This is a genomic window from Photobacterium panuliri, assembly GCF_059920555.1.
In genome coordinates this window covers 899,009-917,445 of the sequence record NZ_CP197192.1, presented here as the reverse complement: position 1 = coordinate 917,445, position 18,437 = coordinate 899,009, and the positions used below count along the sequence as shown (strand labels likewise).

The 18,437-nt window shown below is 50.3% G+C and carries 17 protein-coding genes; 13 read left to right on the top strand and 4 right to left on the bottom strand.

What is annotated here, in order from left to right:
* Nucleotides 1-137 precede the first annotated feature (137 nt).
* The 4 genes from pepA to ACSF8X_RS04485 all read left to right on the top strand — a co-directional run bounded on the left by pepA (nt 138) and on the right by ACSF8X_RS04485 (nt 5,728).
* Nucleotides 138-1,646 carry a leucyl aminopeptidase gene (pepA, locus tag ACSF8X_RS04500; protein WP_047881027.1) on the top strand — a complete coding sequence of 503 codons (1,509 nt, stop codon included), beginning with the start codon at nt 138-140 and terminating at the stop codon, nt 1,644-1,646.
* Between the two features lie 52 nt (nt 1,647-1,698).
* A complete protein-coding gene (locus ACSF8X_RS04495) occupies nt 1,699-2,151 on the top strand; it encodes a DNA polymerase III subunit chi (RefSeq protein ID WP_500850790.1) in 453 nt (150 codons plus the stop codon).
* A 27-nt stretch (nt 2,152-2,178) separates the two neighbouring features.
* A complete protein-coding gene (locus ACSF8X_RS04490) occupies nt 2,179-5,037 on the top strand; it encodes a valine--tRNA ligase (protein ID WP_500850789.1) in 2,859 nt (952 codons plus the stop codon).
* A gap of 283 nt (nt 5,038-5,320) precedes the next feature.
* Nucleotides 5,321-5,728 (top strand): DUF2061 domain-containing protein, encoded by a 408-nt coding sequence (locus ACSF8X_RS04485; RefSeq protein WP_500850788.1) that lies wholly within the window; start codon nt 5,321-5,323, stop codon nt 5,726-5,728.
* A 61-nt stretch (nt 5,729-5,789) separates the two neighbouring features.
* On the opposite strand, the gene rraB is transcribed toward ACSF8X_RS04485, so the two are convergent.
* Nucleotides 5,790-6,191 carry a ribonuclease E inhibitor RraB gene (rraB, locus tag ACSF8X_RS04480; protein ID WP_047881023.1) on the bottom strand — a complete coding sequence of 134 codons (402 nt, stop codon included), beginning with the start codon at nt 6,189-6,191 and terminating at the stop codon, nt 5,790-5,792.
* A 765-nt stretch (nt 6,192-6,956) separates the two neighbouring features.
* On the opposite strand from rraB, the gene ACSF8X_RS04475 reads away from it, so the two are divergent.
* Entirely contained in the window at nt 6,957-8,402 is a 1,446-nt protein-coding gene (locus tag ACSF8X_RS04475; RefSeq protein WP_047881022.1) for a YfcC family protein, read from the top strand.
* 117 nt (nt 8,403-8,519) lie between these two features.
* On the opposite strand, the gene ACSF8X_RS04470 is transcribed toward ACSF8X_RS04475, so the two are convergent.
* A complete protein-coding gene (locus ACSF8X_RS04470; protein WP_500850787.1) occupies nt 8,520-8,723 on the bottom strand; it encodes a hypothetical protein in 204 nt (67 codons plus the stop codon).
* Nucleotides 8,724-9,358: 635 nt separating this feature from the next.
* On the opposite strand from ACSF8X_RS04470, the gene arcA reads away from it, so the two are divergent.
* The 8 genes from arcA to ACSF8X_RS04430 all read left to right on the top strand — a co-directional run bounded on the left by arcA (nt 9,359) and on the right by ACSF8X_RS04430 (nt 17,002).
* Complete coding sequence (arcA, locus tag ACSF8X_RS04465; RefSeq protein WP_047881020.1) at nt 9,359-10,579, top strand: arginine deiminase; 1,221 nt, start codon at nt 9,359-9,361, stop codon at nt 10,577-10,579.
* A 139-nt stretch (nt 10,580-10,718) separates the two neighbouring features.
* A complete protein-coding gene (arcC, locus tag ACSF8X_RS04460) occupies nt 10,719-11,630 on the top strand; it encodes a carbamate kinase (RefSeq protein ID WP_047881019.1) in 912 nt (303 codons plus the stop codon).
* A 120-nt stretch (nt 11,631-11,750) separates the two neighbouring features.
* Nucleotides 11,751-12,761: an ornithine carbamoyltransferase gene (locus ACSF8X_RS04455; protein WP_047881018.1), complete on the top strand. Its 1,011-nt coding sequence runs from the start codon at nt 11,751-11,753 to the stop codon at nt 12,759-12,761.
* Between the two features lie 469 nt (nt 12,762-13,230).
* The gene (gene pyrB, locus ACSF8X_RS04450; RefSeq protein ID WP_047881017.1) at nt 13,231-14,160 is read left to right on the top strand and encodes an aspartate carbamoyltransferase; all 930 of its coding nucleotides are present in this window, start codon (nt 13,231-13,233) and stop codon (nt 14,158-14,160) included.
* A 15-nt stretch (nt 14,161-14,175) separates the two neighbouring features.
* Nucleotides 14,176-14,640, top strand: a complete 465-nt coding sequence (gene pyrI / locus ACSF8X_RS04445) for an aspartate carbamoyltransferase regulatory subunit (RefSeq protein WP_047881016.1) — start codon at nt 14,176-14,178, stop codon at nt 14,638-14,640.
* A 247-nt stretch (nt 14,641-14,887) separates the two neighbouring features.
* The gene (locus ACSF8X_RS04440; RefSeq protein WP_500850786.1) at nt 14,888-15,712 is read left to right on the top strand and encodes a S1 family peptidase; all 825 of its coding nucleotides are present in this window, start codon (nt 14,888-14,890) and stop codon (nt 15,710-15,712) included.
* A 278-nt stretch (nt 15,713-15,990) separates the two neighbouring features.
* The gene (locus tag ACSF8X_RS04435; protein WP_047881015.1) at nt 15,991-16,467 is read left to right on the top strand and encodes an arginine repressor; all 477 of its coding nucleotides are present in this window, start codon (nt 15,991-15,993) and stop codon (nt 16,465-16,467) included.
* Between the two features lie 148 nt (nt 16,468-16,615).
* Nucleotides 16,616-17,002: an enamine/imine deaminase gene (locus tag ACSF8X_RS04430; RefSeq protein ID WP_047881014.1), complete on the top strand. Its 387-nt coding sequence runs from the start codon at nt 16,616-16,618 to the stop codon at nt 17,000-17,002.
* Between the two features lie 96 nt (nt 17,003-17,098).
* Here the strand turns inward: ACSF8X_RS04430 and idi are convergent, their stop codons facing one another.
* Both idi and ACSF8X_RS04420 read right to left on the bottom strand, forming a co-directional pair.
* Nucleotides 17,099-17,626 (bottom strand): isopentenyl-diphosphate Delta-isomerase, encoded by a 528-nt coding sequence (gene idi, locus ACSF8X_RS04425; RefSeq protein WP_047881013.1) that lies wholly within the window; start codon nt 17,624-17,626, stop codon nt 17,099-17,101.
* Between the two features lie 69 nt (nt 17,627-17,695).
* Nucleotides 17,696-18,421 carry a 1-acylglycerol-3-phosphate O-acyltransferase gene (locus tag ACSF8X_RS04420; protein WP_047881012.1) on the bottom strand — a complete coding sequence of 242 codons (726 nt, stop codon included), beginning with the start codon at nt 18,419-18,421 and terminating at the stop codon, nt 17,696-17,698.
* Nucleotides 18,422-18,437 lie beyond the last annotated feature (16 nt).

The window sequence follows — 18,437 nt, the reverse complement described above, 5'->3', positions numbered from 1 at the left end:
TAATTAGGTATTTTTTAATCTTTCGGCTAAATGTTAACCTGCACTTTAATCCTATACCGAATCTGAGGTCCAGCAAGTAAGTGCGGCATTATCTAACATTTAGCTTTAATTGTCTTTAATAGGATGTAGGAGTACGCATGGAGTTCAGTGTAAAAAGTGGTAGCCCCGAGAAACAGCGCAGTGCCTGTATTGTCGTTGGCGTCTTTGAACCACGTCGTCTTTCTCCCATCGCCGAACAGCTAGACAAGATTAGCGAAGGTTACATCAGTTCGCTACTTCGCCGCGGGGATCTCGAAGGCAAGCCTGGCCAAATGCTGCTGCTTCACCATGTACCAAACGTATTATCTGAGCGTGTATTACTGGTTGGTTGTGGTAAAGAGCGCGAGCTTGACGAACGTCAATACAAGCAGATCATCAAGAAAACGATCAGCACCCTGAACGAAACGGGCTCTATGGAAGCCGTCTGCTTCCTGACCGAGTTGCATGTCAAAGGCCGCGATACATACTGGAAGGTCCGCCAGGCCGTCGAAACAACCAAAGACAGCCTGTATACCTTCAACCAGTTCAAGAGCGTGAAGCCTGAGACTCGTCGTCCGCTGCGCAAACTGGTGTTCAACGTGCCGACCCGCCGCGAGCTGTCGCTTGGCGAACGCGCGATTTCACACGGCCTAGCGGTAGCCTCTGGCGTCAGAGCCGGCAAAGATCTCGGCAACATGCCGCCAAACGTGGCCAACCCTGCCTACCTAGCCTCCCAAGCACGCCGTCTGGCTGATGACTTCGAGACAGTCTCGACCAAAATCATCGGCGAGCAGGAGATGAAAGAGCTGGGCATGACCTCTTACCTGGCAGTTGGCCAAGGTTCGAAAAACGAAGCCATGATGTCGGTCATCGAATACAAGGGCAACCCAGATCCGTCAGCCAAGCCTATCGTACTGATCGGCAAGGGTCTGACCTTCGACTCCGGCGGTATTTCCATCAAGCCATCAGCCCAGATGGACGAGATGAAATACGACATGTGCGGTGCCGCGACGGTCTTCGGTGCGATGAAATCACTGGCCAAGCTAAACTTGCCAATCAACGTGGTCGGCGTATTGGCCGGTTGTGAAAACATGCCTGGCGGCGGTGCATACCGTCCGGGTGATATCCTGACCACCATGTCAGGCCAGACCGTTGAGGTGCTCAACACCGATGCCGAAGGTCGATTGGTGCTATGTGATGCCCTGACCTACGTCGAGCGTTTCGAGCCGGAATGCGTCGTTGACGTCGCCACCCTCACCGGCGCTTGTGTCGTTGCCCTTGGCAACCATATCAGCGGCCTGATCTCGAACCACAACCCGCTGGCACACGAGCTGATCAACGCATCAGAGCAAGCCGGTGACCGTGCATGGCGCCTGCCGATGAGCGACGAGTACCAAGAGCAGCTGGCAAGCCCGTTTGCCGATATGGCCAACTTGGGCAGCCCGGGCGCTGGTACAATCACCGCAGGCTGCTTCCTGTCTCGCTTTGCCAAAAAGTACAACTGGGCTCACCTTGATATTGCCGGGACAGCTTGGGTTGGCGGCAAGGCCAAAGGGGCGACCGGCCGTCCGGTTCCATTGCTGGTCCAGTTCCTCCTCAACCGAGCAGGCCAGGAAACCGTCGAGTAAGATTGACAACAGAAGAGGGCCAAAAGGCCCTCTTGTTTTATAGGTTATCGCTATGACTCATGCTACTTTTTATATGATCGATGAAACGCACCTTGCCGCAGACAACAACTACCTGCTGCATTTTGCCTGTCATCAAGCAGCCATGAGTTACCGCCAGGGCCAGAAAGTCTATATTCTCGCGGAAAGCAAAGCCCAAGCAGAACACATTGATGAGTACCTATGGCAACAGGAACCCGATAATTTCGTACCGCACAATTTGATCGGCGAAGGCCCCCGTGGTGGTTCTCCGGTTGAAATTGGATGGCCCGAACTCCGCCACAGCGGACGACGCGGGATACTGATAAATTTGAGCCAACATGCACCAAATTTTGCCGTTACCTTCTCACAAGTGATAGACTTCGTCCCTTGCGATGAAAAACTCAAGCAGTTGGCGCGGGAACGCTACAAGCTATACCGCCAAGCTGGCATCCAGCTTCAGACCGCCACTGCCCCTGATACGCCTTAATTCCACATAGATCCTTCTAAGAGCGCTATGGAAAAGACATACAACCCAACTTCAATTGAACAGGCGCTATATCAGCGCTGGGAAGAGGCTGGCTACTTCAAGCCTCACGGTGATACGACTAAAGCTGCCTACAGCATTATGATCCCGCCGCCAAACGTCACCGGTAGCCTTCACATGGGCCACGCGTTCCAGGATACCATCATGGATACCCTGATCCGTTGTGAGCGTATGAAGGGCAAGAACACCCTTTGGCAGGTAGGTACTGACCACGCGGGTATCGCGACTCAGATGGTTGTTGAGCGTAAGATCGCTGCAGAAGAAGGCAAAACCAAACACGATTACGGTCGTGAAGCTTTCATCGACAAAATCTGGGAATGGAAAGGCGAATCTGGCGGTACTATCACTAAGCAGCTACGTCGCCTAGGCGCATCTGTAGACTGGGATCGCGAGCGCTTTACGATGGACGACGGTCTGTCTAACGCCGTTCAGGAAGTATTCGTACGTCTGTACGAAGACGACCTTATCTACCGTGGTAAGCGCCTGGTTAACTGGGACCCTAAACTACACACCGCTATCTCTGATCTTGAAGTAGAGAACAAAGATACCAAGGGCCACATGTGGCACTTCCGCTACCCACTAGCGGATGGCGTTAAAACGGCTGACGGTAAAGATTACATCGTCGTCGCCACCACCCGTCCGGAAACCATGCTGGGCGATACCGGTGTTGCCGTTAACCCAGAAGATCCACGTTACAAAGATCTGATCGGCAAAGACATCATCCTGCCTATCGTTGACCGCCGCATCCCTATCGTGGGCGATGAGCACGCGGACATGGAAAAAGGCACAGGCTGTGTGAAAATCACCCCTGCGCACGATTTCAACGACTACGAAGTAGGCAAGCGTCATAGCCTGCCAATGATCAACATCCTGACATTCGACGCTAACATCCGTGACGCGGCGGAAGTCTTCAACACCAACGGTGAGCCAAGCGACGCTTACGCGACAGAACTGCCAGCTAAATACCACGGTATGGAGCGTTTCGCAGCGCGTAAAGCGATTGTTGCCGAGTTCGACGAACTAGGCCTGCTTGAAGAGATCAAAGATCACGACCTACAGGTACCTTACGGTGACCGTGGTGGCGTCGTTATCGAGCCAATGCTGACTGACCAGTGGTATGTACGTACTGCACCACTAGCAAAAACAGCGGTTGAAGCCGTTGAAAATGGCGACATCCAATTCGTACCTAAGCAATACGAAAACATGTACTTCTCTTGGATGCGCGACGTTCAAGACTGGTGTATCTCTCGTCAGCTATGGTGGGGTCACCGCATCCCGGCTTGGTACGACAACCAAGGCAATGTCTACGTTGGCCGCAACGAAGACGAAGTTCGCCAGAACCACAACCTAGAAAGCGTTATCGAACTGCACCAGGACGAAGACGTTCTGGATACTTGGTTCTCTTCCGCTCTATGGACGTTCGGTACTCAAGGCTGGCCTGAGCAAACTGACGATCTGAAAGTGTTCCACCCATCAGACGTGCTGGTCACCGGTTTCGACATCATCTTCTTCTGGGTTGCCCGCATGATCATGATGACCATGCACTTCGTGAAAGACGAAAACGGCAAGCCGCAGGTACCGTTCAAGACTGTTTACGTAACCGGCCTGATCCGTGACGAGAACGGCGACAAGATGTCGAAGTCGAAAGGTAACGTGCTTGACCCAATCGACATGATCGATGGTATCGACCTTGAGTCTCTGGTTGAGAAGCGCACCGGTAACATGATGCAGCCTCAACTTGCGGCGAAGATCGAGAAGAACACCCGTAAGACGTTTGAAAACGGCATCGAACCTTACGGTACTGACGCCCTACGTTTCACGCTTGCAGCAATGGCATCGACTGGCCGTGACATCAACTGGGACATGAAGCGTCTGGAAGGTTACCGTAACTTCTGTAACAAGCTATGGAACGCCAGCCGTTACGTAATGATGAACACAGAAGAGCAAGATTGCGGCTTCAACGGCGGTGAGATCGAATACTCACTGGCGGACAAGTGGATCGAGTCTCAGTTTGAACTGGCTGCGAAGGCGTTCAACAACCATATCGACAACTTCCGTTTGGATATGGCCGCGAACACCCTGTACGAGTTCATCTGGAACCAATTCTGTGACTGGTACCTAGAACTGACTAAGCCAGTTCTATGGAAAGGCACCGAAGCACAGCAGCGCGGCACTCGTCGTACGCTAATCACGGTGCTTGAGAAGACCCTGCGTCTGGCTCACCCAGTGATCCCTTACATCACTGAAACTATCTGGCAGAGCATCAAGCCGCTAGTAGACGGTGTGGAAGGCGATACCATTATGCTGCAATCCCTGCCTCAATTCGACGAAGCTAACTTCAACCAAGAAGCGCTAGACGACATCGAGTGGGTGAAAGCATTCATCACCAGCATCCGTAACCTGCGTGCCGAATACGACATCAACCCAGGTAAACCGCTAGACGTGATGCTAAAAGCTGACAACGCAAAAGATGCCGCACGTCTTGAAGCGAACAAGCAAGTACTGATGTCCCTAGCGAAGCTAGAATCTGTACGCGTGCTAGAAGCCGGTGAAGAAACACCAGCATGTGCAACAGCATTGGTTGGCAAGTCTGAGCTGATGATCCCAATGGCAGGTCTGATCGACAAAGATGCAGAACTGGCTCGCTTGGCGAAAGAGATCACCAAGACTGAAGGCGAAATCAAGCGCATCGAAGGCAAGCTAGGCAACGAAGGCTTCGTAGCCAAAGCACCTGAAGCGGTTATCGCCAAAGAGCGCGAGAAGCTAGATGGCTACAAAGAAACATTAGTGAAGCTCGCTGAGCAACAAGCAACGATTGCTGCACTATAAGCGCTTTGCTCAATGTTAATAACACGCCTATAAGCGTGTCATGTTAAAAAGGTTGGCCTTCGGGCCAGCCTTTTTTGTTTTAAGCGCCCCCTGCCACCCTCGATTTTTATCGCACCATCACTCATAGAGAATTACATTCACCACACGCGATTTGATAGCTTGTTCCTATCAAATCAATATCTAAAAGCCATTAGATTAAACGCGAATAATTCTCAATAATGAAAACATAGAAACAGGGCATTCCTACAACACACCCAAACATCCTTGAGGGGAGGAGATCATCATGAAAAAGACACTAACTTTTGCCGCACTCCATTTTACCATTGCGTTTAGTGTCGCTTACATGCTGACTGGCGACCTCCTTATCGGTAGTTTGATTGCTATGATTGAGCCTTCCGTCAACACTGTGGCCTTCTATTTCCACGAAAAGGCATGGGCATCAATACCCACATTGAAAGCCCGTCAAACTCAAACAAAATGGAAAACAGCCAGCTTTGCCACCGTCCATTTTTCCGTTGCCTTTACCGTAGTGTACTTGCTGACCGGTGATGCCTTTGTCGGTGGTATCATGGCAATGTTGGAGCCAAGCCTGAACAGTGTTGCGTACTACTTCCACGAGAAAGTCTGGCTGCGCCAGAACAAGCAGGCAGCCACAAGCGTCCCTTCATTCTGCCTGCATCAGCATGCGTGATGGCTACATACAAAAAAAGCTGCCCATGGGCAGCTTTTCAATCGGTCAGATCAACGGGGAATTACTCCTCGTCATCCTCGTAGTCTTCATCATCGTCTTCGTCCGACTCGAAGTAAGTACCCCAGCCGTCGTAATCAATGTTGTGCTTTTCTGCAAGGCGGATCATTTTCTCTGCCTGCTCGTCAATCAACTCTGCATTCAGTGCTGATTCCATCACGGCATCAAAACATACCACGGTACCGCCACCGTCTTCAGGGGCTAGCTCAAGCTCTTCGGCATCCAGTACATCGAAGCCCATCTTAAACGCTTCAGCTGCCGCAGCTTCTAACTGCTCAAAAGTATCAGCCGAAAAGTGGTGCTCAATGCTGTAAAGCGCATCAGGCTCACTGCCATCTTCCAGCAACGCAGCAATAATCTCGCGCGTTTCTTCCTTCTGCTCTTCAATCAGTTCTGCATAAGACATGGGAAACTCCACCTTAATATCAATTCGACGGCAAATATCGCACGGATTACGGAAAATTGCCACGTAAAAGCGTGGGCTATCTCCCACTCCCATTTCTAGCCGCCATTTTTAAAATTGACATACATCAAACAAAGCGATTTTTTTTGCCTTGGTGCTAGAATTCGGAAAAATGCATAATATTCCCGGCTATGCACCCCGACCCAACGAGCAAGAAATAGTTAATCACATATTCACCCACTTATTACAAAGAAATACCCTTGTCCTTACATACCGTCTCAAGCGAGCTGCGACATGCACCCCGTAAAGTGTGAACAACACCAAAGTCATTTCAATCCCGTCAGCATAAAATCCGATGGCAACAAGCAAATAGAGCTGCAGCAGAGACTGCGCCAAAACAATTTCGAGAGATACGATCATGAGTAACATCTGCCCGGTCCAGCAATCAGGATGGCGGCGGCAAAGCCCACTTTGTCGCCCTCGTAGAACGCTAACTCGCATGGCCATTGCCGCCGGTAGTAGCAAATCTGTCTACTGCCGGTCAATGGAACTTCATGCAGAGAGAGTACTTCTCTGACTGTTCACGGCCAACAGCCCAAGGTATTAACCACCAACGGCTTCAAGCTAATCCACCCCTTTACAGTACCTGATGGTCAATACCAGCCCTCATACCCTGAGGCCTTGCTGGCTAACACTTTCATGCCTGTTTCGGACTAGGTCGATGTTTAACCCTCTGGCACAAAGTGCCCAAGAGGCAAGGAGATAACAATGACAACTGAATCGATGAACAAGGAAGAAAAAGGCGGCTTCTTTGCCAACTTTAAGTTTCCATCTGCCTACACCATTTTATTTGCCCTTATTGCCCTAGTGGCGCTGATGACTTGGATCGTTCCTGCTGGCCAGTACGACCGCGTCATGAACGAAGATCTAGGCAAAGAAGTACCCGTAACCGGAACTTACCACAGCGTTGAGAGCAACCCTCAAGGCGTTGTCGATGTGCTATTGGCGCCGATTGACGGCTTCTACGACCACAACACTTACGAAGCTGCGGCTATCGATGTGTCCTTGTTCATCCTGGTGATCGGTGGCTTCCTAGGCCTAGTCACCAAGACTGGTGCGATTGATGCGGGTATCGAGCGTGTTACCGCCCGTCTGCAAGGTCGCGAAGAGCTGATGATCCCGATTCTGATGGCACTGTTTGCCGCAGGCGGTACTATCTACGGTATGGCTGAAGAATCACTTCCGTTCTACACCCTGCTTGTACCGGTAATGATGGCCGCGCGCTTCGACCCAGTTGTTGCTGCCGCTACCGTTCTGCTAGGTGCGGGTATCGGTACCCTAGGTTCGACTATCAACCCATTTGCTACCGTTATCGCATCAAACGCTGCTGGTATTCCGTTCACTGACGGTATCGGTCTACGTGTCGCTATGCTTGTTATCGGCTGGCTAATCTGTGTTGCCTACGTAATGCGCTATGCCAAGATGGTTCGCGCTGACCAAACCAAATCTATCGTTTACGACAAGTACGAAGAAAACAAAGCACACTTCCTTGGCAACCAGACTGGCGAAATGCTGGAGTTCACCACGACTCGCAAAATCATCCTGGGTATCTTCGCCGCATCTTTCGGTATCATGATTTACGGCGTATCGGTTGCAGGTTGGTGGATGGCTGAAATCTCTGCCATGTTCCTAGCATCAACCATCATCATCGGCGTGATCTCTCGCATGAGCGAAGAAGAGTTCACCACAAGCTTTATCGACGGTGCCCGCGACCTACTGGGCGTAGCACTGATCATCGGTATCGCACGTGGTATCGTGGTTATCATGGACCGCGGTATGATCACCGACACCATCCTGAACTCTGCAGAGCACATCGTATCTGGCCTGTCTTCAGTAGTATTCATCAACGTGATGTACCTACTGGAAATTATCCTGTCATTCCTTGTGCCTTCATCTTCAGGCCTAGCAGTGCTGACCATGCCAATCATGGCACCACTTGCTGACTTTGCTGGCGTTAGCCGTGACCTAGTGGTAACTGCTTACCAGTCTGCATCAGGTGTTGTAAACCTAATGACGCCAACCTCAGCCGTTGTTATGGGTGGCTTGGCCATTGCCCATGTCCCATACGTTCGCTGGGTGAAGTGGGTTGCACCGCTACTAGGCATTTTGATTGTCCTAATCATGGTAATGCTCAGCGTGGGTGCCATGATGTAATACCGCTTCTATCTTGCTTGTGCAGCCGCCCTTCGGGGCGGCTTTTTGCTATCAGCGCCCATCCCAAACACCCGGTTCAAAATGCACCTCAACCAGCCCCCCTCCTCTAGGCAGCTGTTAGCAGGCTCGTCCCCCCTCCCGCAACCAACTTGTTTCGCATGCCCCCAGCCATATACCGGCAAGCTGACACTCCCTTGTATCGCAAGGCAGTACCTGGCCATCCCCCTTGGAGGCAGCACGAGAGGCGACAGATACAGCCATAACAACAGCACCAACCATTGGGATTGAGAGAGCAAGAACATCGCTCAACTCAAATACCACACCTGCACCGCCCCCTAACCTATAAGCGCAATATTTTTACCTGCTGCTATATTTTTGCATTACCCATCACTTGGAAAATTAAACATTGAAATAAAACAAAAAAACAGCGCTGCGAATATCAAATAAAAAACTCAACAAAACATAATTAAAAAAGAAAAATAAAACAGTAACCTCGCCTGTTGCTAAATTACAAAACAAGAAAAGAAATATATTTTGGAAAAAGTTTTGTTATTTTAACATTAACATTCCAACTATTTTTATATAGTCAGCCACTAAAAGTGAATAAGCTTGTTTTTACACAAACAAATTTCACCCGCAGTTTATGCATAACATTCCACAAAGACCAATCCAGACCTTTTAAAACAACAACTTAACAGTGAATAGCACACTAAAAAAACGTCCTTTCCACATAAAAAACCCCGCATGAAATATAGTAACGAATGCATTAAAAATGTTAAAAAATAAAGAAGGCATCGTTATGAGATTAATAGATAAAGTGTGATGGATATCTAAGACTATCTGCTCACGATCCGTAGAATGAATTACAGAAACAACGGCAGAGAATAAATTTTCTCTTCGCCAAAAAACAAATAAATGCCAAATGAATTGGCTATCAAATAAAGAGAGATACGATCATGAGTAAGTTCTATGTAGGTTCTGAAATAGGCCAACTACGCCGCGTTCTTCTTCATCGTCCAGAGCGCGCTCTAACTCACCTGACTCCGTCTAACTGCCATGACCTACTATTCGATGACGTATTGGCTGTTGAGCGTGCAGGCGAAGAGCATGACGTATTTGCCAACACTTTGCGCGAACAAGGCGTTGAAGTAATGCTTCTTCAAGACATGCTAGCTGAAACACTAGCTGTTAAAGAAGCGAAAGACTGGCTGCTAGGCACTCAGATTTCAGATAACCGTTTCGGCCCAACATTTGCTAACGATGTTCGTTGCTTCCTTGCGGACCTACCAAACCAAGAACTAGCAGCAATCCTACTAGGCGGCCTAGCATACTCTGAGCTTCCAATTCAGTCTTCTTCTATGATGCAGGGCCTGCACGCAGCAAGCGACTTCATCATTGAACCACTACCAAACCACCTATTCACCCGCGACACATCTTGCTGGGTATACGGCGGCGTTTCAATCAACCCAATGGCTAAGCCTGCTCGTCAGCGCGAAACCAACCACCTACGTGCTATCTACCGCTGGCACCCAACCTTCGCAGGTCAGGACTTCATCAAGTACTTCGGTGACGAAGAGAAGATCTACGACAACTCAACAATCGAAGGCGGTGACGTACTAGTTATCGGTAAGGGCGCTGTACTGATTGGTATGTCAGAGCGTACTACTGCACAAGGCGTAGAGCAGCTAGCATCAAGCCTATTCAAGCACGGCCAAGCTAAGCAAGTTATCGCGATGGAACTGCCTAAGCACCGTTCTTGCATGCACCTAGACACAGTTATGACCCACATGCGTGAAGACACCTTCTCTGTTTACCCAGAAGTTGTTCGCAAAGACGTTAAGTGCTGGAGCCTAACTGGCGACGAGTCTGGCTCAGTGAAAGCAACTGAAGAAGGCTACTTCGTAACTGCAATCGAAAAAGCACTGGGCGTAGGCCAGCTGAACCTAATCACTACTGGTGGTGACAACTTCGAAGCTGAGCGTGAGCAGTGGAACGATGCAAACAACGTACTGACTGTTAAACCTGGCGTGGTTGTTGGTTACGAGTGCAACACTTACACCAACGAGAAATACGACAAAGCTGGTATCACCGTACTACCAATCCCTGGTGACCAACTTGGCCGCGGCCGCGGTGGCGCACGCTGCATGAGCTGCCCAATCGAGCGTGACGGTATCTAAGTTCACAGGCAATAGCCAAACCCTAACGGCCGGTGCGCTGCACCGGCCTGAAAACAGCAACATCCACTTTCGGTCACCGGCATAAAGCCAACGACAAAAACACAATAAGACCGAGAGCAAAACCAAGAGAGACGATCACATGACTAAGCAAACTGTTGTAGTCGCACTGGGCGGTAATGCCCTACTACGCCGCGGCGAGCCTCTAGAGGCAGATATCCAACGCCAGAACATCGCCAAAGCAGCAAAAACCATTGCTGAAATTGGTAAAGAATACAATGTAGTCCTTGTTCACGGTAACGGCCCACAAGTTGGCCTACTAGCCCTACAAGGCCTGGAATACAAGAAAGTTAACCCATATCCGCTAGACGTTCTTGGCTCTGAAACCCAGGGCATGATCGGCTACATGCTGATGCAAGAACTGAAGAACCTGCTTCCTGAGAAAGACGTTTCTTGCATGCTTACTCAGATGACAGTTGACCCAGCGGACCCAGCATTTGCTGACCCAACTAAGCCAATCGGCCCTGTTTACGAAGAAGCAGAAGCCCGTGAAATGGCAGAAAAATACCATTGGACTGTGAAGCCTGACGGCCAGTACTTCCGCCGCGTGGTACCAAGCCCACTACCTACCGGTATCGTTGAAGGCGACGCCATCACTACCCTAATCAAGCAAGATCACCTAGTGATCTGCACCGGTGGCGGCGGTATCCCAGTGAAGCGCGAAAACGGCAAGCTAACAGGTGTTGAAGCGGTTATCGACAAAGACATGTCAGCAGCTTACCTAGCTCAGCAACTTAATGCCGACGCACTGCTAATTTTGACCGATGCCGATGCTGTATACCTAGACTGGGGCAAACCAACCCAGACAGCACTACGCAGCACTACGCCTACTGAGCTGTCACAGTACGCTTTCGATGCTGGTTCAATGGGTCCAAAAATTGATGCTTCATGCGAATTTATCCGTAAAGGCGGCAAGCTGGTTGGTATCGGTTCGCTAGAAGACGGCCTAGCCATCCTTAAGGGTGACGCAGGTACAAATATTATTGCAGAATAACAGAATAGTTATTCACAAGAGCTCCATTATACGTTAAACATTAATAAAACAAATCGGCTGGCACTATTCATATTTAGTAAGTGCTCAGCCGGACCAGAGAGATTCAGAGAGGAAACTATCATGGCTTTTAACCTACGCAACCGTAACTTCCTAAAACTACTAGACTTCACTCCACGTGAGATTCAGCACCTACTAGAACTGTCTGCTGAACTTAAAAAAGCGAAGTACAACGGTTACGAGCAGCCTCGCCTAACTGGCAAAAACATCGCACTGATTTTCGAAAAAACCTCTACTCGTACTCGCTGTGCATTTGAAGTAGCGGCATTCGACCAGGGCGCTCAAGTTTCTTACCTTGGCCCATCAGGCTCTCAAATCGGCCACAAAGAATCAATGAAAGACACTGCTCGCGTTCTTGGTCGCATGTACGACGGTATCGAGTACCGTGGCTTTGGCCAGTCAATCGTTGAAGAGCTAGGTGAATACGCTGGCGTACCAGTATGGAACGGCCTAACTGACGAATTCCACCCAACTCAAATCCTAGCTGACTTCCTGACCATGCAAGAGCACGGCCGTGGCAAGCAACTACACGAAATCACTTTCGCTTACCTAGGCGATGCTCGCAACAACATGGGTAACTCTCTAATGGTTGGCGCAGCGAAAATGGGCATGGACATCCGTCTAGTAGCACCAAAAGCTTACTGGCCTGAAGAAGCACTAGTAGCACAGTGCCGCGAAATCGCAGAAGAGACTGGCGCTAAGATCACTCTAACTGAAGACGTAAAAGAAGGCGTTCAGGGCTGTGACTTCCTATACACTGACGTATGGGTATCAATGGGCGAAGCGAAAGAAGCATGGGCTGAGCGTATTGAACTAATGCTACCTTACCAAGTTAACATGGATGTCATCAAAGCAACTGGCAACCCACATGTTAAATTCATGCACTGCCTACCTGCATTCCACGGCGAAGATACTACAGTGGGCAAAGAGCTAGCAGCTGAGTACCCAATCCTAGCTAAAGGCGTTGAAGTAACTGACGAAGTGATCGAGTCTAAGCACTCAATCGTGTTCGACGAAGCTGAAAACCGTATGCACACCATCAAAGCAATCATGGTAGCAACACTAGGTAACTAACCGACTCTCTTGGGTTTAGGGTCCCCCCTCTTGCTGGTGACCCTATCTCTCGACCCTATACCGGCCTTCGGGCCGGTATTTTTATGCCAACAAAAAGAGTCCAACCTCCCCCCGCACTCCCCAGCAAAAATCCTATTAATTAAAGGGTTAAGCCCCCGTTTCCACCACCCAGAATATCCCTTTATTTTGCATAAAATCCCAACAAATGAATACTTTAGGCAAACGCTTGCGTTCACGAAAAATGGGGGTATAATCCTTCGCAATTTGTCTAGAGAGAGATAAAAAATGTCCTGTTTAGTTCTGCTTACCTGCTTGAACTCACGCCGATTCTCGGCGGCAGCACCGTTTTTTGTTCTTTCTGTTAAGTATCCAAGAAGCCTCCTTTTTTAAGGGGGCTTTTTTTTGTCTGTCACACACTGACGGCAGGCAAAAAACGTTCATCATCGTGATCAAAGAGGGAAGAGAAGCCATGGCGAATTCGCTGTTTCAAAAGCACATCATTTCCATTCCGGAACTGAGTCGTAGTGAATTAGAACTCGTTGTCGAGACGGCAGGTAAACTCAAGGCCGAGCCGAATCCAGAGTTGCTGAAGAACAAGGTTGTTGCAAGCTGCTTCTTCGAACCATCCACCCGTACCCGCCTGTCGTTCGAAACGGCAGTTCAACGCCTTGGCGGCACAGTAATCGGCTTCGACAACGGCGGAAATACATCCCTGGCCAAAAAAGGCGAAACACTTGCCGACTCGGTTCAGGTCATCTCTTCCTATGTCGATGCATTCGTCATGCGCCACCCGCAAGAAGGTGCAGCACGCCTAGCAGCAGAGTTCTCCAACGGCGTGCCAGTCATCAACGGTGGCGACGGAGCCAACCAGCATCCAACCCAAACCCTGCTGGATCTCTTTACCATCTACGAAACCCAAGGCCGCCTCGACAACCTCAACGTTGCCTTCGTCGGCGACCTGAAATACGGTCGTACCGTCCACTCGTTGACCCAGGCTCTGTCGAAATTCAACAACATCAATTTCTTCTTCATCGCACCTGAAGTTCTGGCCATGCCAGACTACATCTGCGAAGAACTCGATGCAGCCGGGATCAGCTACAGCCTGCACAGCAACATGGAAGACGTGATCCCTGAGCTGGATATCCTCTACATGACGCGGGTCCAGAAAGAACGTTTCGATGAGTCTGAATACGCCCACATGAAAGCCGCGTACATCCTGACTGCCGCGATGCTGACCGAAGCCCGTGACAACCTGAAGGTTCTTCACCCTCTTCCTCGTATTGACGAAATCACCGTAGATGTAGACAAAACCAAGCACGCCTACTACTTCCAGCAGGCAGAAAACGGCGTCTATGCACGCGAGGCCCTATTGGCACTGGTACTGAACGAAACTATCTAAGCAGGAGAAACAACAATGGCAAAAGAAACACAACTGCAGGTCGAAGCAATCAAAAACGGTACCGTCATTGACCACATCCCTGCCAATATCGGTATCAAAGTGCTGAAACTGTTCAAGATGCACAAGACCAACCAGCGCGTCACCATCGGCCTGAACCTGCCGTCATCTGCACTGGGCGCCAAGGATCTGATCAAAATCGAGAACACCTTCCTGACTACCGAGCAGGCGAATCAGCTGGCCCTCTACGCACCAAAGGCCACCGTCAATCAGATCGAAAACTACGAAGTTGCAGGAAAGATGAATCTGTCTCTGCCAGAGCAGATTAATGCCATCTTCAAGTGCCCGAACAGCAACTGCATTAGCCACGGCGAGCCCGTCGACAGCAGCTTCAAAGTGCTGACTAAAAACGATGACGTTCAACTGAAATGCAAGTACTGCGAAAAGGTTTTCTCGCGCGAAATTGTCACCGAGAACAACTAATATCACGGCACAGGTGACCAAAAACACGCTCACCTTTATAGGGGGATAGACAGCTAAACCTGTCTCACTAAAGACATTTTCTGCCCCATGACTAAGAAAGCCCGCTCACCCTTGAGCGGGCTTTTTTATTCTCACATCTAACGCAGCCTTGCCCTTTCCCCACCCGCTACCTTTTACAGTCTAACTAGTGTGCTGACGCCAGCAACAGCCGGCCACAGCACCAACAATCGACAACAAGGTCAGTGGCATGAAAGATACCCCAACAAGCGGCAATGCCGTTTCTCGGCATATCCTACCCGCTCTGCTCATGGCTGCAAGCAGCCTCGCAGTAAGCGGCTGCGTAACCAGCAACGGCAACATCGATACAGCAAGCCATCATCAAGCGAACAAAATGCTCGTGATCGGTGTGCCGATCCTACTCGGTGGATTCGGCTCCGGTGTTCCCATCAGCCATGACTACATCATCACCGCCAAGCACGTCGCCCGGCTGTCATGGGATATGGACGTCATTCACCATCCCTACTGCGATTTATCACTAGTAAGGCGGCACTCCGATACTGTGCCAACCTGGGGGCTCATCTATCCCGATCAGGCCGTTACCCACCAAGGCTATTCCCTACTCGGCACCGCCGTCGAAGGGAAAGGAAAGTACCTGCAAGATGTCATCGACACCAATACCGATTGCCTCTACTCACTCAGTGATGCCCCTGTTATGTCAGGCATGAGCGGGGGGCCGGTTTTCAACCCCGCCGGGGAAATCGCCGGAATCACCGTTGCGATTGTCGACAACCCCGAAGAACTCGACAACCTACTTCCCGCGGCACGCTACAGCCAGTTTGTGCCGGCAACCATTATTTTCGACTGGCTCAAGGCGCTCGGGTTCTCCCCCCGCTCCGGCAGCAATGCACTCAATGAAATCCAGGTTTCAGACTATGTCACCCACCTCAACCGACGAGACCAACAAGCATCTCAAAGCGAAAACCGTCGATCTACAAATATGCATATACCGTCAGCAAGCGATCACGATGGGTCAATGGAGCTGGCTGCCCAGAACCCGGAAGATATCAACTAATTCACTATTTTTAGGCTTTATCAACAGAATTTAATTCGACGGAGACTCGAAATGTATGGCGTATTGTTTTGGTGACTGCGGTCAACAAATTGCCTCGGTTTTGTTGCTATGATTCCCCTGCAATATTATGCAACAAAACTATTATGTCCTGTGACATATCCCAGCTGTGCCCTTTTTTTGTCTTCATGCAAACCTTCTACACTGAAGGCCAGCTGGCAATAAGAAGATACGATCTATACCAATGAAACAACAAGGAGTTGCCCGTGAGTGGATTCAATATGCACGGAGCGATGGATGTCTGCCCTGAAGAAAGCATGACAACGGCCTGCAAGCGCCTGTTGCAACAACAAAGCTTCTCCACCCAGGAAGAAGTCCGTCATAGCCTAATTGAAATGGGATTTGAGGATGTCAGCCAGTCAACGGTTTCCCGGCTGCTATCCCGACTAGGCGTAGCCAAAGTACCCAATGCCTACGGTAAAAAAGTCTACTGCCTAACTGTAGAAAACGAACCGGTACAGGTCAGTTCATCCATTGCGTCACAAATCGAGTTTATCACCCACAACCAATTGGTCGTGGTCGTCAAAACCCATCCCGGCGGGGCCCAACTGGTCGCCCGGCTTATCGATATCCAGCCACACGCTGAAATTCTCGGCACAGTGGGTGGCAACGACACCGTGATGGTTGCACCGCGTGATATCTCGCGGATTGATGAATGTGAGAAAGTGGTAAGAACCCGGCTCGGCGTACCCGCATAAGCACCGCCTAGACCCGCTCTACCTTGCCAGCCTTCATTCCTGCTATGAAGGCTTTTTCATCTCAGCAGCGGAAACCTTTTGACCCCGACGCTATTGGGTTGCAAACTAAGTCATTCCTAACATCCCAATCCAACAGTAAGGATTAGCAATGACTCAAGTTCTTCACACTGATCAAGCACCTGCAGCTATCGGCCCATACGTTCAAGGTGTAGACCTAGGCAATATGGTTCTAACCTCAGGCCAGATCCCGGTTAACCCGCAAACAGGTGAAGTAGCAGAAGACATCGCCGATCAGGCTCGCCAATCACTTGAAAACGTAAAAGCCGTTGTTGAGGCCTCAGGTCTTAAAGTGGCTGACATCGTGAAAATGACTGTTTTCGTCAAGGACCTCAATGATTTCGGTACTGTCAACGAGGTATACGGCAAGTTCTTCGATGAGCACAACGCCCCTTACCCAGCACGTTCATGTGTTGAAGTGGCTCGTCTGCCAAAAGACGTAAAAATTGAAATTGAAGCTATCGCAGTTCGCAAATAATCGCGCTGTTGCTTCAAGGTGCTGTCACCTAAAACACAAAAAAGCTGCCTGATGGCAGCTTTTTTATAACCGAAGCTTTATAGCCGAAACACCCCATCAGGCCGCGATGGCGTGGGATAGTACCTGCGGGAACCAAGCAGTGAACAGCTCTGGCGATACCTCTACCGCCTCAACCAGCTCTAGCTCTGGCCACCAGCGGTATGCCATCACTTCGTCAGGATTCGGCTCGAACGCCAGCTCGTCGGTACAGGCAATCAGAACATGATCAAGCTCATGTTCGACAAGCGCATTGTCCAATTGCGCGCGGTAAATGAAATTGGCAACGTCTTCCAATGCGCTAACACCCGAAATCCCCATCTCCTCTTGCAAACGGCGGATCCCAGCTTCTACTATTGTCTCCCCCTGACGAGGGTGCGAGCAGCAGGTGTTGGTCCACAACCCACCGCTGTGGTATTTGCCCAACGCACGCTGCTGCATCAGGTATTCTCGACCATTGGCACCTTGGCGGTACAACAGCACAGAAAATGCCAGATGAAGAGCGCCATCTCGATGCGCCTGCATCTTCTCCTGCAGACCAATGGGCTGTCCATCAGGCGAGACTAAAACAACCTGTTCTTCAATCATCACGTTATAACCATATAAACAAAAGGACACGCATAGCATGTCCTTATTGGGCGGTAGGATCGCACGGGCTCAGGCTGCTGAGCGGCGGGCGGCCTCTGCGTTGATGTCGCTCAGCTTCTGCTCCATCATGCTACGGCAGCGTTCGGAAAGCTCGCGAACATCTTCCTTGGTCAATCCTTCGGTCGACACTGGCGGCAAGATTTCGACAATCACCACCCCGTTATTCCAGCGGTTAAGTTTAACATGCTCAGTCGAGCTACACACAATCGGCACTACAGGAACTGCCGCGCCAATCGCCGCGTGAAATGCTCCGGTCTTGAACGGCAACAGCCCGCGGCCACGAGAACGGGTCCCCTCAGGGAACATCCAAACCGATACCTTGCGCTGCTTGATTTTCTCAACAACCTGACCAATGGTACCGACCGCCTTGGCGCGGTTGGCGCGGTCAATCAGGATATTACCGGTCAGCCAGTAAAGCTGCCCAAACAACGGCAACCAGACTAGGCTTTTCTTACCAACCGTCACGGTCCGTGGCATAACCGCACCGGCAACCGTAAACAAATCATAATTATTCTGGTGGTTAGCGATATAAACGCTAGGCCCTGCCCGATCAGCCCCTTCCGGTACTCGGATTTCCAGCTTGATGCCAAAGACCCGGGACATCTTGCTGAACAGGCGGCCAAATGTACGGACATGCTTAGGGTTGCGCGGGCTCAACAAACAGTAACCGCAACCAAACACAAACATGACAAAGGCAAAGATCGCCACAGCAATCATGCGCAAAACAAAAATCATGGACTTCTCCTCAGCG